Source organism: Xanthomarina arctica (assembly GCF_014638915.1).
Classification (GTDB): domain Bacteria; phylum Bacteroidota; class Bacteroidia; order Flavobacteriales; family Flavobacteriaceae; genus Xanthomarina; species Xanthomarina arctica.
In genome coordinates this window covers 215,237-230,221 of sequence record NZ_BMFQ01000004.1, presented here as the reverse complement: position 1 = coordinate 230,221, position 14,985 = coordinate 215,237, and the positions used below count along the sequence as shown (strand labels likewise).

General features: G+C 31.5%; 15 protein-coding genes. 5 read left to right on the top strand and 10 right to left on the bottom strand.

Features of this window, described 5'->3' with window-relative positions:
* The first annotated feature begins 103 nt into the window (after positions 1–103).
* Together IEV77_RS16085 and IEV77_RS16080 are read left to right on the top strand one after the other, a co-directional pair.
* Entirely contained in the window at positions 104–718 is a 615-nt protein-coding gene (locus IEV77_RS16085; RefSeq protein WP_188466685.1) for a tetratricopeptide repeat protein, read from the top strand.
* A gap of 77 nt (positions 719–795) precedes the next feature.
* Entirely contained in the window at positions 796–1,341 is a 546-nt protein-coding gene (locus IEV77_RS16080; RefSeq protein ID WP_188466683.1) for a hypothetical protein, read from the top strand.
* 302 nt (positions 1,342–1,643) lie between these two features.
* On the opposite strand, the gene IEV77_RS16075 is transcribed toward IEV77_RS16080, so the two are convergent.
* The 3 genes from IEV77_RS16075 to IEV77_RS17575 all read right to left on the bottom strand — a co-directional run bounded on the left by IEV77_RS16075 (position 1,644) and on the right by IEV77_RS17575 (position 4,291).
* Complete coding sequence (locus IEV77_RS16075; RefSeq protein ID WP_229736700.1) at positions 1,644–2,939, bottom strand: tetratricopeptide repeat protein; 1,296 nt, start codon at positions 2,937–2,939, stop codon at positions 1,644–1,646.
* A 90-nt stretch (positions 2,940–3,029) separates the two neighbouring features.
* Complete coding sequence (locus IEV77_RS17580) at positions 3,030–3,617, bottom strand: DUF4331 family protein (protein WP_188466681.1); 588 nt, start codon at positions 3,615–3,617, stop codon at positions 3,030–3,032.
* 23 nt (positions 3,618–3,640) lie between these two features.
* A complete protein-coding gene (locus IEV77_RS17575; RefSeq protein WP_188466679.1) occupies positions 3,641–4,291 on the bottom strand; it encodes a DUF4331 family protein in 651 nt (216 codons plus the stop codon).
* Positions 4,292–4,575: 284 nt separating this feature from the next.
* Here IEV77_RS17575 and IEV77_RS16060 point away from each other — a divergent pair, with 284 nt between their 5' ends.
* Together IEV77_RS16060 and IEV77_RS16055 are read left to right on the top strand one after the other, a co-directional pair.
* On the top strand, positions 4,576–5,223 hold the full coding sequence (locus IEV77_RS16060; protein ID WP_188466677.1) for a hypothetical protein: 648 nt from the start codon (positions 4,576–4,578) through the stop codon (positions 5,221–5,223).
* Positions 5,224–5,340: 117 nt separating this feature from the next.
* Entirely contained in the window at positions 5,341–6,516 is a 1,176-nt protein-coding gene (locus tag IEV77_RS16055) for an LETM1-related biofilm-associated protein (protein ID WP_188466675.1), read from the top strand.
* Position 6,517: 1 nt separating this feature from the next.
* On the opposite strand, the gene IEV77_RS16050 is transcribed toward IEV77_RS16055, so the two are convergent.
* From IEV77_RS16050 to IEV77_RS16025, 6 genes are all read right to left on the bottom strand, one after another.
* On the bottom strand, positions 6,518–7,282 hold the full coding sequence (locus IEV77_RS16050; protein WP_188466673.1) for a LytR/AlgR family response regulator transcription factor: 765 nt from the start codon (positions 7,280–7,282) through the stop codon (positions 6,518–6,520).
* A gap of 43 nt (positions 7,283–7,325) precedes the next feature.
* Positions 7,326–7,649, bottom strand: a complete 324-nt coding sequence (locus IEV77_RS16045) for a 2TM domain-containing protein (protein WP_229736699.1) — start codon at positions 7,647–7,649, stop codon at positions 7,326–7,328.
* A complete protein-coding gene (locus IEV77_RS16040) occupies positions 7,640–8,977 on the bottom strand; it encodes a histidine kinase (protein ID WP_188466671.1) in 1,338 nt (445 codons plus the stop codon). Before IEV77_RS16040 ends, IEV77_RS16045 begins: the two co-directional genes overlap by 10 nt.
* 4 nt (positions 8,978–8,981) lie before the next feature.
* Complete coding sequence (locus IEV77_RS16035; RefSeq protein ID WP_188466669.1) at positions 8,982–9,611, bottom strand: hypothetical protein; 630 nt, start codon at positions 9,609–9,611, stop codon at positions 8,982–8,984.
* Between the two features lie 209 nt (positions 9,612–9,820).
* Entirely contained in the window at positions 9,821–10,552 is a 732-nt protein-coding gene (locus IEV77_RS16030; protein ID WP_188466667.1) for an energy transducer TonB, read from the bottom strand.
* 97 nt (positions 10,553–10,649) lie between these two features.
* Entirely contained in the window at positions 10,650–12,803 is a 2,154-nt protein-coding gene (locus IEV77_RS16025) for a TonB-dependent receptor (protein ID WP_188466665.1), read from the bottom strand.
* A gap of 105 nt (positions 12,804–12,908) precedes the next feature.
* Between IEV77_RS16025 and IEV77_RS16020 the strand changes: the two genes are divergently transcribed.
* Positions 12,909–13,607: a lysoplasmalogenase gene (locus IEV77_RS16020; RefSeq protein WP_229736698.1), complete on the top strand. Its 699-nt coding sequence runs from the start codon at positions 12,909–12,911 to the stop codon at positions 13,605–13,607.
* A 65-nt stretch (positions 13,608–13,672) separates the two neighbouring features.
* Here IEV77_RS16020 and IEV77_RS16015 read toward each other — a convergent pair whose 3' ends face one another.
* A complete protein-coding gene (locus tag IEV77_RS16015) occupies positions 13,673–14,950 on the bottom strand; it encodes an NAD(P)/FAD-dependent oxidoreductase (RefSeq protein WP_188466663.1) in 1,278 nt (425 codons plus the stop codon).
* Between the last annotated feature and the right edge of the window lie 35 nt (positions 14,951–14,985).

Here is a 14,985-nt window from a genome sequence, read left to right as displayed (position 1 = left end):
ATAACAATTCTAAGATACTCATTATCCATTAAAATATTATGGATAATGAGTATCTTGGTATTTATATAATACGTTGTACACAATTTAAACCAACCTAATGGAAATGAACAAACTACTAATGTTTTTACTACTTATTATTTCTTTGAGCAGTTGTAAAAACGATAAAAAGTCAGACTACAATGACGAACAAGACAAAACAATAAAAGGAGATTATTATGAAAATCTAAATGCATCTGACCTTAACGAAAAAGGAATAGAATTAAGCAAAAGTGGGGACTATGAATTAGCCAAAGAAGTTTTTTTAAAAGCATTGGAATTAGAACCAAACAATCCAACTACATTAAGTAATTTAGGTTTAAACAGATATTTAGATTATGACTATGTAAATGCCATAAAATATTATCAAGAATCTTACAAAATTTCTGATTCTACATATCATATCGCTGCAATTAATTTAGGACTGACTTACTTTTACAGTAAAAAATTTGACAAAGGAATAGAAATCACCAATTATGTTATTAAAAACACAAAAGACAAAGATATTTTGTCGTCTGCTTATGTTCATAGAGCATTGAACTATCTTGGAAAAGATGAATGCGGCAAAGCTCAAACTGACTTGAATTATATTATTGACAATTTTCAAGGAATTGGAAATACGGAATACCACATAAAAGACTTGACTGAAAAAATAAAAAACTGTTGTCCACACTGTAGATAAAAAATGCGTAGTTTAGTGCTAAATCAAAGGAAAGTGCGTACTTGCTTTCATTTACAATACCATTGTAAAACATTTGAATGAAACAATTTCTATCAATCTTATTCTTGCTTCTGATATATAATTTATCAAACGCTCAGCATACTATTAGATTTAAAAAGATTGTAAAAGATCTCAAACAAATTGAATCAAAGCCTGACACAATTTATTATGGAAACGGACAAATTTGGTGGAAAAGTACAATAACCACTTACGAATTTAATTCTGAAATGTATTCCATTCATACAGGAATACAAACTCAATATTATAAAAACGGAAAAATTGCCAGCGAAGTAGTATTAGATAATTATGGCATCGTTTTATCTTGGAATGCATTTGACACCGACGGAAATAAAACTTCAGAATCAATTACAACCGAAATCGACTCAAACGCTAAAAATCTGACTGATTTTTTTGAATCTGATAAGCATCTTGATTTGAAAAGAAAAGTCAAATATTATAAATGCTCATATAAATTAGGAGTTTGTTATTTGTTTAAAGAAGGACAAACAATAAACGGAAAGAATACCGGACTTTGGAAAACTCACACAGAATACGGAGCATTAAAAAAAGAAAAAACATACTGAACAAAATAACTAAAGAGATATAAATAATATCATGTTTAATAATTAATTGGGAGTTATATCTGTTGAAATTCAACCTCTAACTTAGTTAGTTTGAGAATATTTGTAACATCAAATAAAAAGATGATATACTTGAGTTTCATTTGAAAAATAAACAAGTTTATTCAAAACAAAAACGCCAAGTTTAAATAAACCTGGCGTTTTCACAAAAAACCAACAAAAAACACTATCAAATCCCTCAATTCGTTATTTCTTTTATAAAAAATGGCTGTTTTGTTGGTTACGACTACTTCAATTAATTTTAATTATATTTTTTGAATCTCTCTTTCCATTAGTGGTCCTAATTCAAAAGTACTTTCCAGTAATTCCTTTTTTAAACCTTCAGCTTCAGCAATTTTTCCATTGGCTTTGTAAATTTCAGCTAAATGATATAAGGCTTCCGGCTCAAACGTTTTATCCGCAATATGTTCTTCAGCAATTAATAAGGCATTTACATAATTCCCTTTGTTGTAATAGGTCCAAGCTAACAAATCGTAAGATTGTGGGGTTGGTCTATTGGCAATTTCAGTATTTGCAATTTGCAAAGCTTCATCCCATTTTTGCAAGTCTTCAGCATATAAAATAGCATTGTACTTATTGTACATATTACCATATTTGGTGTTTGCCACTGCATTAAAATATTGGCTTAAATTTTCGTCTTTCGCTTCTAAATTATTTTGATATTCTGCTATCTCTGCTTTAAATAAATAATAATCTGGAGCATTGTGTTCTTGGGAAATGGTGTTTAATATACGAAGCGCTTCATCTGGTTGTTTTTCGTAAGAATATACAATCCAAGCAATACCTTTTTTAGCATATGCATCGTCTGGGTTTAAGGCTAAGGCTTTCAAATAATATTTGTAAGACTTCTCTATTTCTCCGTTGTGTCCATAAAAATCGGCAATATTAGTATAGGTCCATTGCATAAAACCATCCACTTTAGAAGCTTCTGAAATAGTTAAAGCCTGTTCCATATATTTTATGGCAGCTTGTAAATCTCCCTGGTGATCGCTCCATTTTGATAAACGAATTAAATAATCGAAATCTGATACATCCTTAATTTTATAGAGATAAGTTTTTGCCAATTCATAATTTCCTAATTCTAAATACACATCAAAAAACATTTTTTGAGTTCCTTTTAAATTATCTCCATTAGTTTCTGCTGTCTTTAAAAGCTCTAAAGATTCTTTAAACTTGTGTTGTGAAATATAATTTCTAGCTAAAGATCGCAAATATCCCGATTGCTTATAGTTAGTAAGTTTATTTACTTGTATTAGGTTTTCTTCTGCAAGAATTAAATAATCGATATCTCCAGTAGTATGAAATATTTGAGATTGAGCCGAAGCAATTTTAGCCATATAAGGATACTGACTCGGTTCTTTTTCTAGCTTTTTCTCCCAAAAATTAAGATCCTCAGTGGCCTTTTGCAACGACTTATTTTCTTTTTTTTCTAAATATGGATTATAATCATCCACACTTGTAATGTTATTTTGGTTTGTTTGACAACTTGTTATAAACAGAAGCAATAAAACCATTGATGCGAATTTGTTATAAGTGTTCATGTTGTTGTTTTTTGTTGTTGTTTTTTTGATTGTAGGTCTAATAAATAGCCATTAGAGGATGTAAACCACCCTCTAATGGTTATTAAAATATTACCAAGCCGAAGCTAAATAAGGGAATGAGGCAGAAAAAGGTTTGTCGTTTGCATCTACGTTATCGTTAGATAAAGTTGGATATTCAGGATTTGTTAATCCTTCTTCCCCTCCAAAAATCAAAATCAATTCTACAGTAATCACATCATCTGCTAAAGCGCGTCCTGTTAATAAGGCTCCCGAATTTGGATTAAAAAAGGTCGTTTCACCATCAAGAGATAAGCTTAATACATCTGTAGCCAATAAACCTGTAAAGGTTGCGGCATCCAATCCAAGGGCATTCATATCTCCAGGATTAGCAAAAGCAGGACTTAAGCCCATTAAATTATCTTGAAACATGCTTTGAAAAGCAGCTCCTTGTTGTGAAGGTGGTGTTACATTGAACATATCTTTAGCTGACGAAGACACAAAAACGGTGTTTACAGCTGGTCTTCCCATCTGATCTTGTTGTGCATAAATACCAGTAAAATCTTGCTCTGTAGGCGTTGGAATTACGGTGTTCATATCGTCATCGTTTGAACAATTGAAGGCTAATCCAGAAATCATTAGGACTGCAACGATGTTTTTTATATTTAATATAGTTTTCATAATTATAGTGTTTTTAAAGATTATTATTGTTTTCTTTTAGATTCTACCCAAGTATTTACTGTTCCAGAACCACCGATAAAACTTTTTGGCACCTCTACTACAATAGACATTACATTAGATCCGGCAAAGGTATCTGAACCTGGATTATTAAATCCTGTTGCATTTCCAGCAAGTATTTCACCAAATTGTGCGAAATCCATAAAAAAGGGATCATCACGCGGTCCAGCAAAAATTTTCAAACCATTACTATTTTTAACAATGGCTTGAGAACCATAAGGTGTTATATCTACTACAGATTGTGCACCTGAAGTTTCAATAGAACTGTTAAGTCCGGCAGTCCCAGGGCTTACTGGTCCAAAAAAGTACATTTTACCATCTCTAGGAATGGCTTGAATTACTAAGTCTTCTACATTATCACCCGTAGTGTCAATGTTAATTTCAATCAATACATTTTCGTCAAAGGAAGCATCTGCAGTTGCTGAAGGACTTAATAGGCCTTGAACATTTGCAACAAATACAACATTGTTGGTGTCTTGCCCTTGAAAGGCATAAAAATCTGTGATATCGCTTGTACCACCTTGCACTGCAGGAGCATCAATATGATCTGCTGCTACCATAAAGAAACCAGCTACAGCTACTGCGCCAATTCCTAATAATACTTTCATTTTTTTCATAATAGTGAGTTTTTTGTTAATTAATATTTGTCTCTCAGCAATACCTACGAGAAAAAGGAAAGGGCGGTTTTATATTTTTTTAGATTATTGCTCTTTACATGAAAAAATAAATTCATTATACAGTCTAAACACCTATTAATCAGTGTTTTAAAAATTAAAAATTATTTTAAAAAAAAAGAAATAATTACACAACTCATCATATAAATACAACATTTCAGACATTCAAATTTCATAAACCAAGGCTATAGCCCGTATTTAGGACTATTAATTACAACTAAAGAATTATGGAAGAGACTATTAAAATTTTCATTTATATACATGCTTTCTTTGGAGGAATTGGATTAATTACAGGAATGGGAAGTATCCTTGTAAAAAAAGGGAGTCGACCTCATAAAAAAATGGGAAAATTATTTTCAATAGGAATGATTATAAGTTCGCTAATTTCTATCCCTATTTCATGGTTACCAAACCACGAAAACATATTTCTTTTTTTAATAGGACTCTTTACAATATATCTTGTAATATCAGGAAATCAAATTTTGACCTTCAAATCAAAAACTAAAAAACAAGCAAAACCTCTAGACAACATAATATCAGGAAGTATGTTAGTCCTTTCAACCTTTATGGTGCTATTTGGAACTTATGGGTTATTTAAAGGCAATATGGTATATATTCTTTTTATCTTTTTTGGAAGTTTAGGTTTACTTTTAACCATAAAAGATTTTATTTTTTACAAAAACTTCAGAAAAACTAAAAATGGGTGGCTAACTAATCATGTTGGTAAAATGGTTGGAGCCTTCATTGCTTCTGTTACTGCCTTTATTGTTGCCGGTTTAGGCATAGGGAATTTAATAGCTTGGACTTTACCTTCTATTATAGGAACCGTGTATATAATATATTGGAGAAGAAAACTGACGGTAAAAACTGCGTAAATCATTCTTCTAAATAAAAGGCATGAAACAGAAATCGCTTTTATAATTTTTAGGCCTTAAACTTTTGTTAGATTTTCGATTTATAAATTATCTTTACACCAAAGAAATATTCGAATCATGAATCCATCGGCAAGTGGCTGGATAAAAAAATTACTCAAAGAATTAAGTAACACGGCTCTTTGGGATCAAACAGACTATAATACGTTTTATGATTCTTTAAGGGAAAGTGGTTTTATTTATGGAAGCAATGTTCAAGTAGTTAACAATTACATTGTTTATTCTGGATTGACAGAAGAGGAAATTTGCAAAGTAAATTTTTTACTTGCCTTGAATTATATTTATCAAGAAAACAGTTCGTCAACCGATGATTTTGTTGAAAGTGTTATCAATTTTTACACTGAAATAAACGCCTACTCTACCTCTATTTTTTCTGAAGTATTAGGTGGAAAAAAAACAAGTGCCTTATTAGAAAAAATAGTTCATAAGCGCATTCAGATTGACGATAACTTAATTGATAGAAGTTTTAATTATTTTATTACCAACGCTTTACTTTTTACAGATATATTAGCCTATAAAGCGTATTTACAAACTCAGGAAATTTCTGAAAAGCACATACAACACCTAGAATCTGCTATAGAAACCATAGTTAGTAAGGTTTTAAATTCCAAAGCAAAGAAAACAGAATACGACAACAGTTTAATAAAATTAGTTGAACAATCTATAAGATATAAGTCTCATAAAACTCTAAACTTTCAGGAGGCTTTAGAATTTATAAATACGGATTTAGAGAAATATTACATCATGGATATTGCCTCTATGGCAACTTGGGGAGATTTAAAAATCGATGACAACGAAAAAAATCTACTTCTAAAATTAGGTGGAAATTTAAATTTAGAAGAACAACGCATTACTAATTCCATCAATTTTATTGAGAAATTCTATAGTAATAATAAAGATAAAATTGCTTTATTAAGCTCTCAAAACATTGTAAAAACTTTTTATTCTAACTCGAGTAAAATGGTCACTAAATTAATTTCCAGAAATAGCAAACGCCTGCAGAAGGAGCTTTCAGAAAGTAAGGAATTAATGGTTCTTTTATCAAAGTCGACTGTTAGAGATTTAAACGAAAAGGAACAGAAAAAAGTTCAAAGCCAATTATTGGATATTTTTAAATCCATACCAAGTCTAGCTATTTTCCTACTTCCTGGTGGCGCTTTGTTATTGCCTTTAGTTATTAAATTTATTCCAAAACTATTACCTTCATCTTTTGATGATAATAGGATTGAAGATTAGCTTATTCCAACCAGTTTTTAAACTCTTTAACACGCTCTCTGGCTACAATAACTTCTTGTTCCTTATACGAAAGTAATTTTATTTGTAAACGCGAATTCGTATAACTAACCATGTCTTTAATGGCATTGATGTTCACGTAAAAGGTTCTGTTTACCCTAAAAAACAATTCCGGTTGCAACTCCTCTTCCAATTGTTCTAAAGTTTGATCTATTAAATAGTTTCGTCCATCAATAGTATAAAGGTAAGTTCCTTTATTCTCACTGTAAATACATTCAATCTCTTCTATGGATATCAATTTTAAATGCTGACCTACTTTTACAGAGAACCGTTTTTTATATTCCTTTTGTTCTCTTTCAATAGGATTTACTAAAAGTTTTTTTATATCGTCGAAATTCAATGCTATAGGCTGAATTACCTTCTGATTTAATTTAAATTTTTGAACAGCCTGTTCCATTTCTTCCGTATCAATTGGCTTTAACAAATAGTCAACACTATTTAATTTAAACGCTTTAAGTGCATATTCATCGTATGCCGTTGTGAAAATAATAGCCGATTTCACTTGTACCAAATCGAAGATTTCAAATGAAAGCCCGTCACTTAACTGGATATCTAAAAATATCAAATCTGGATGTTCATTTTCTAGAAACCAAGCAACAGATTCCTCAACAGAATGTAACATGGTTTCTGCTTGAATTCCTATTTTATCAAGCATTCTCTGTAATCTTCTTGCCGAAGGTTTTTCATCTTCAATAATTATGACTCTCATATTTTAAAAGGTTGGTTGGTTTTATTCAATTAAAGTTAAGTGCTTATTCCCAATGTTTCTTATCGCTATCCATTAACTGCTTAATTTTTCGTTCTTCCCAGTTACTTCCTGATATAAAATCTGGTAAAAACACACTTAATCCGTGAATGGCTAAACCTATTCCCCAGAAAAACAGCGTAAAGAAATTTTTATATTGAAAATAGCTCTCTCCAGGTTGCAGATCTTGAATGTTAATAATAACAATCATGATATTTATAACCACATATACCAATAGATGTGAATAAAACCCTTTAATTTTTTTTACTCGTTTTCTGGCTCTTTCTAATCGATCTAGTTCTAAATTATCTCGTTCCATTCTTATTTCCATTTACTTTGATTAAACTCGTCTTCCTTTTCTAAGATTTCTTGAATCTTTCTATCTTCCCATGTTTTACCATATCCGAATACAGCAAATCCATGAAAAACTAAGCCCATTCCCCAACCAAACATCGGGAACCAAAACCATTGAAAATTCCATGAGGTTTGGTAATTAATAAAAAATAGAAGTGGAATAACAAGGGAATAAGAAATTAGATTACCATAAAACCCTTTAATTTCTTCTACCTGTTTTTTAGCTCTGTAATAAGCATCTTCTCTACTATGTGATGTTCTTGTTTCCATATTGGTAATTTGTTTAGTTAGCATGGGTATTGCAACTGCAAAACTCTCTGCTTGTTGATTGATGATGACTTTTCGTTTGGTTAATAATTGGTAGCGCTGGGTAATATTATTTAAACCTACACCACTACTCTTTTTAACTATTTGTTTAATCTGTAAATTATTTTCTACTACTAAAAGGCCGTCTTTTTCGTAAACTTTAATGTGTAAAGGTTTTTTTTCTGTTACCATATTATGTTTCACAGCATTTTCTAATAATAGCTGAAGCGATAACGGAACTACTTTACTATCTGGATTTGAAGCCTGTTCTGGAATATCAAAAATAATACTATCTTCAAATCGCATTTTTAATAAGGACATATAGGTTTTAGCAAATTTCAATTCTTCGTCCACAGATACCAAATCCTTATTTTTTTGTTCTAGAACATACCGATAAATTTTAGATAAAGAAGTTGTAAAATCTTGAGCTTTATCTGGGTTTTCTTCAATTAAACTAGTTAGGACATTTAAACTATTAAACAAAAAATGAGGATCTAACTGGTTTTTTAAGGCATCGAATTTTGCTGTTTGTGTTTGGGCAACTATTTGAGACTCCTTAACCTTCTTCTCCTGATTCTTTTTAAAGAAATAAACAGCATGAAATGTAATGACGATACTTAATGTAATCCATAATCCAAAGGTGTAATTTCTATAAGATTCGTTTGCTATAAATGCATCAAACGATTGATCTGCATAAAACATGGCAGTTAGCATTCTTAGAATAAACAACCCTATAAGAGTAAGAACAATAGAACCAAAAATACCAACAACAATTCGCTTTATACTATCATTATCTTTCCATGGAAATTTTTCTAAATAATCGAAAAAATACATGTTTGAATACCCCAAAACAAAGGCATATAGTTGATATAATGAAAAATGAACTAGTAATTCCCTAAAGCTTTCAAACTCAAATCCTCTAAAAATGGCATTGCCAATTATAAAGACTAGACAACCAATGCCAAATGTGATTATGATATTTTTCGTGTTTTTACTCATATTATTATTTACAATCTTTCAATAATTCTTCAGCGCGTTCTTTTCCCCAATTTGGAGCAAACTGGGATTCAGGTTTAAAGGTAGCAAAAAGTTCTAAAGCCCTTTCTAAATCTTTACAAAATGGCTGAATATCCTGACCAAAATAGCTAGCGCCTCCAATTTCCCAACCAGCCTTATTTAAAACGACTCGTGGGTTGTTTGGTGCTAATTTTTCGGCTTGATTGTATAAGGCTATCACTTTCCCGCCGTACATCATGCCATAAGTCATTCCGTCACTTGCTACATAAACAGTATATAACAAAGCTTGCATCACCATTATTTCAGGATTATTTTTGGAAATAGCAGTAGCATCGTTTAAAAAAGTTTGAGCCAGATTTAGTTGGCTTTCCAAAACATTTTTGTTGTCTAACTTAGAGAAACCATCCAATATTAGAGTTTCGGCTGCATAATATGGAGGCAACCAGTTTTCTGGTTCGGCAGAAGCAATGCGTTCAAATAATTGAGATGCTTCAATGGCATTTATTTCCCATAAGGCGAATGCTTTCTCCATGCCTTTTTCGTAATTAGTTTGTGCGTATAAACTTCCGGTTAGAGAAATTGCAAGGCCAATAATAAAAAGTTTAAAGTATGTCATTTTTTTAGGTTTCATGTTAAGGCAAATATCCTCCTAATAAACCCGCATATGAAAAGTGTTTTCCTGAACTGTAATATCTTGCTTCTGAATTGTATTAAAAAGTCCCATTCTAGGAAACATGCATGGCTTTTTTCAAACGCTTCACAAAAAAGCACTTTCATATTATATATGAAAGTGCTTCATCTTATCTTTAATATACTAGTTTTTTATTAATTCTGAATTTGAAAATTAACAGGAATACTATAAGGAACCGTTACAGGATTCCCACGTTGTAACCCAGGTTTCATTTTTGGAAGTAACCCGATGATACGTTCTGCTTCTTTTTCAAGCATTTTATCTGGCCCTCGAGATTTAATATGACTTACGTTTCCATCTTTATCTACTACAAAAAGCACAATAACCCTTCCATAAACGCCCAGCTCTAAAGCGGCTTCTGGATAGCGAAAGTTTTTAATAATATGATCATTGATTTTTTTACTAAAACAGTCTTTTAGTTCTTGGTTCGTCGTACCAATACATCCAGGGAAAATAGGCACTTTCTCCACTACTGAAAATGGAACAGAAATATCTTCTTCAACTTCTTCAACAAGAACCTCTTCAACTTCAACAATTCGTTCTTCAATTTTCTCTTCCTGATCCGTTTCTGTGCTTTCCAATACGGTTTCTTCAATTTCTTTAGCGTCTTCTACCACTGTAATAGTTTCTGGAGCAGAAAGTACTGGTGGAGGTGGTGGTGGTGGTGGCGTATTTAAATCGGTAATAGGAATATCTTCTTCAAATAGATCTTCCATTTGAATGTTTTCTATAGTTGTATTTGTAGTTTCATAGGTTTTATGCTCTAAAGTAAGATATGTAAATAGCAACATAACATTTAAACCCAAAGCAAAATAAAGCCCACTATTTCTACCAACAGCTATTTTAGGATTCTTTTTTGGTTCCATGATAATACAATTTAGCTTCTTAAAGTTAAGACTCTAAATATCAAATTACTATGACATAAATCAGTTTGAAAACCAAAAATCGCGTAGAACTTAAATGTTATAAATTATTTAATTGGTTGTCTGTTCCTTTTTCGCTGATGGTCCAAAAGAAGCCCACAAAAAAGAATTGATCTGCTGCTGGTCTTAAAGTGCTACTGGCATAATTACCATGACTGTCTGGAACCTTTGCATATTGATAACCATCTATGTTTTTTATACCTAAGACATTGTTTACGGAGAAATATAAAATTTTTTGCTGACTAATTAAATAAGCCCAATTAAGACTCAAATTATTATAAGATTTTGTTTCCTGATTTAGAAACCCTCCAAGATTCGGGTTTGTATAAGATCTACCCGAAGCAAAAGCATAACTCATTCCAACTTGACTTTTCCAGTTTTCAATCCAATATTTTGTAACAATAGATAAGTTGTGGGTATTCACGAAATTTGGGGTTGCCTCTATTGGATAATTTTCATAATCTCTTTCACTGTCCAAAAAACTATAACTTATCCAATAATCTAAGTTTTTAATGCTTTTGTTATCTCTCCAAAATAAGTCTAATCCTGCAGCATACGCTGTTCCTGAATTATTGTAAGAACTTGAAAAATCGGCATATTCGGTGTCGTATTTTATCAAATCAGTATAATTTTTATAATAAGCTTCTGCTCTAAAAATTTTGCCATCGTTATTTAACTGATAATTTAAAATATAGTGGGTGTTTTTTTGAGCTGATAAGTTTTGTTCAAATTTTAAAATTGCATTGTTTGGGTTTTGATAGAAATTCCCATAAGCAATAGAAATTTGACTAATATCTGATGTTTTATAAGCCAACGATAATCTAGGAGATAAGGTTAACTCCTTAAACAACTCACTATATTCCAATCTCAATCCTGCTTGCAACGCCATGTTTTTTGAGAAAAACACATCTGCTTCAGAATAAGCCGCAGTTATGTTATTATTAAACCCATACGAGATGCCGTTTATAACAGGGTTTTTGAACTCTTCATTAAAATTAGTTGCGAAATATTCTCCTCCAATGTTTAATTTGAAACGGTTACTAAAATGATGCTTTAATTTAAACTTCGCATGGTAAGAGTTTTCAGCATTTTTAATATCATCTGCTATTACAACAACCTTACTCTTATTGTAAGTATAACTTAGACCTCCAAAAACAGACCAATTATCTGCTAAAACCCCCGTGTAACTACCATTAAAATAAAGGTTTGTGTTGTTTAGTTTGTTGTAAACACCATCTGTAAAATTAATATCCTCTTGAATTAATTCGAATCCACTCATTTCAAAAGCTGTATATAATTTTAATAAGCCACTATCAAATTTCTTTCTAAAAACAGCCTCTCCCGAACCTCCTTGGAAAGGTTCAATCCAATCGTTTCTATCTGGAAACAAAGACACATAAGGTGCTAAATTAATATAAGAACCATTGACACTTAAAGAACTGTTTTCCCATAATTCTGTATGACCTAAAGTAGCACCAACACTCATGATACCAATATCTGTTTTTTCCTGGTCTGGCTCATCTATTGTGTTTAATAACAATACAGACGACAAAGCTTGGCCATATTCTGCCGAGTAGCCTCCAGTTGAAAATGTAATACCATCAAATAAAAATGGAGAATACCGACCTCTAGTAGGCGTATTACTAGAAGTTGGAACATAAGGTGTAAACACACGAATCCCATCTATAAAAATCTGAGTTTCGCTAGCATCACCTCCTCTTACAAACAAGCGTCCATCTTCTGCAACTGTGGTTGTTCCTGGAAGAGTTTGCAAAGCTCCTACAAAATCTCCCATTGCTCCAGCAGTAGTAACAATGTCTAAGGGTTTTAAAACAGAAATTTTACTATTATCTCCAGCCGAAAATGTTCCTGCAGATATCACAACAGTATCCAAGGCATTCAGGTCTTCTCTTAATTTAATTTTTAAATTGTTTAATTCGGAAATATCGTTTGTTAAAGTGAAAGTCTCGTAAGAAACAAATGAAATTTTCAATGTTTTAGTTCCAATTTCTTCTGTTTTAAATGAAAAGTTTCCATTTTTGTCAGTAGTAGTTCCATCATACGTACCTTCTAAATAAACATTAGCTCCTTCTACTGGATTATTTTTAGCATCTGTAACCTTTCCGTTGATAATAGATTGGGAAACACCAGAAGTTAATGTAAACAAGAAAAATATTAAGAGTGATAGTTTCATTAGGATGGATTTACGGTTCGTTTTTTTTAATGATGAAACAAATCTCTCTTGAAATCCATAGATTTAAAACTAAAATTGACCGAATTGTAAAAATTCAATGATGAATTGAATATATTTGATTTCAACCTAAATTTCATGCTAACAAAATCCGAAAAGTCATTTTCCATCTTATTCATCATACTTCTAGCGTTAGAAATTTTGACTTCTAGCATTGAAAGTATTTCAGGTTTAAATTATATAGCAAAGCCTGCTTTATTGATTTCTTTGATTATTTTTTTCTGGAAACATAGTTCTCATCTTGATAAAAAAATGAAATTGATGATCTATTTAGCTCTGATTTTTTCTTTACTTGGAGATATATTACTCATGTTTGTAAACGAGTCTGCTAACTTTTTTATCGGTGGCCTACTAGCATTTTTAACAGCACATATTTTTTATGTTTTGGTGTTTTTAAAACAAAGAAATAAGACAAAAAAACCGATCCCTTTTATGGGCTTGATGCTACTCTATGGATTACTTTTATTTTATCTTTTAAAAGATAGTTTGGGAGACATGCTACTACCTGTAATTCTATATATGCTTGTTATTTTAAGTATGGCTACTACCGCTTTTTTAAGACAAGGCGCTGTGGTAAAAAGCAGTTATCTAATCGTATTTGTTGGGGCTATTTTATTTATGATTTCGGATAGTATTCTGGCTTTAAATAAATTTTATCAGCCCTTGCCCTATTCAAATTTTAGTATTATGTTTACCTACGGATTTGCACAACTTTTCATTGTTTTTGGACTTCTAAAACAACGATAGATTTTATTTATACCTGAAAGTGTTTTCATTTAAAATCAAATACTTAAACACAACTGTATAAATAATTAATTCACCTTCTTAAAGGGTCTGATAATAAGTCTTGCTGCTTTATCGAAATTGATATAATTATAGACCCAATTAAACAAAACTACGATTCTATTTCGAAAACCAACTAAAGACATAAGGTGAACAAACATCCAAATAAACCATGCAAAAAACCCAGAAAATTTATACGCTTTTAAATCCACTACGGCTTTGTTTCTTCCTATAGTCGCCATAGAACCTTTATCTCTATATTTAAACTTTTTCAAAGGTTTACCTTCAATTAATTTCATGAGATTTTTTCCTAATAATTTACCCTGTTGAATAGCAGGTTGCGCAACTTGAGGATGGCCTTTGGGATATGCTTCGGTTTCCATTAAGGCTATGTCCCCAAGAGCAAAAATATTTGGATAACCTTCTACTTGATTATAATTATTTACGCGATATCTATTTGCTTTTTCAACAAGCGCATTTGCATCCAAACCTTGAACTGGATTTCCAGTAACTCCCGCAGCCCAAATTAAGGTTTCTGTTTCTAAGATTAAATCTGTGTTAGTTGAAACCACTAAACCGTCATAGTCCTTTACAAACGTATTACAATGAACAATAACTCCTAATTTTATTAAAAACTCTAAAGCCTTTTTAGAGGCATGGTCACTCATTGGTGGCAAAAGTTTCGGACCACCTTCTAGCAAGTGTATTTGCATGTCTTTAGAATTCAAATCGTGGTAATCCTTAGGAAGGATGTGGTTTTTCAATTCTGCTATGGCTCCTGCAAGCTCTACTCCTGTTGGACCTCCACCAACAATTACAAAGTTTAATAAAGCCTCGCGTTCATCTAAAGATTTTGCAATGGTCGCTTTTTCAAAGTTTTGCAAAATAAGACTCCTAATATCTAATGCCTGCGGCACGGTTTTCATTGGCATGCTATGATTTTTAATAGCTTGATTGCCAAAGTAATTAGTTTTTGTTCCAGTTGCAATAACTAAGTAATCGAAAGTTAAGGCTCCAATATCAGTGTTTATTTGATTAATATTAGAATCTATAGTTGAAACTTCTGCCAAACGGAAAAAGATATTATCATGTTTTTTAATAATCTTCCTTAAGGGATAAGCTATGGAGTCTGGTTCTAAACCTGAAGAAGATACTTGATAAAGTAATGGTTGAAATGTGTGATAATTACGTTTGTCTAAAAGCACGACTTGTACTTTTTTATTAGCAAATTGTTTTACTAGACTAACACCTGCAAAACCTCCACCAATGATAACAATACGTGGATTATTAGATTTAGGAATATTCATAAGAATAAAGAAAGTTTTCAATAACAAAGATACTA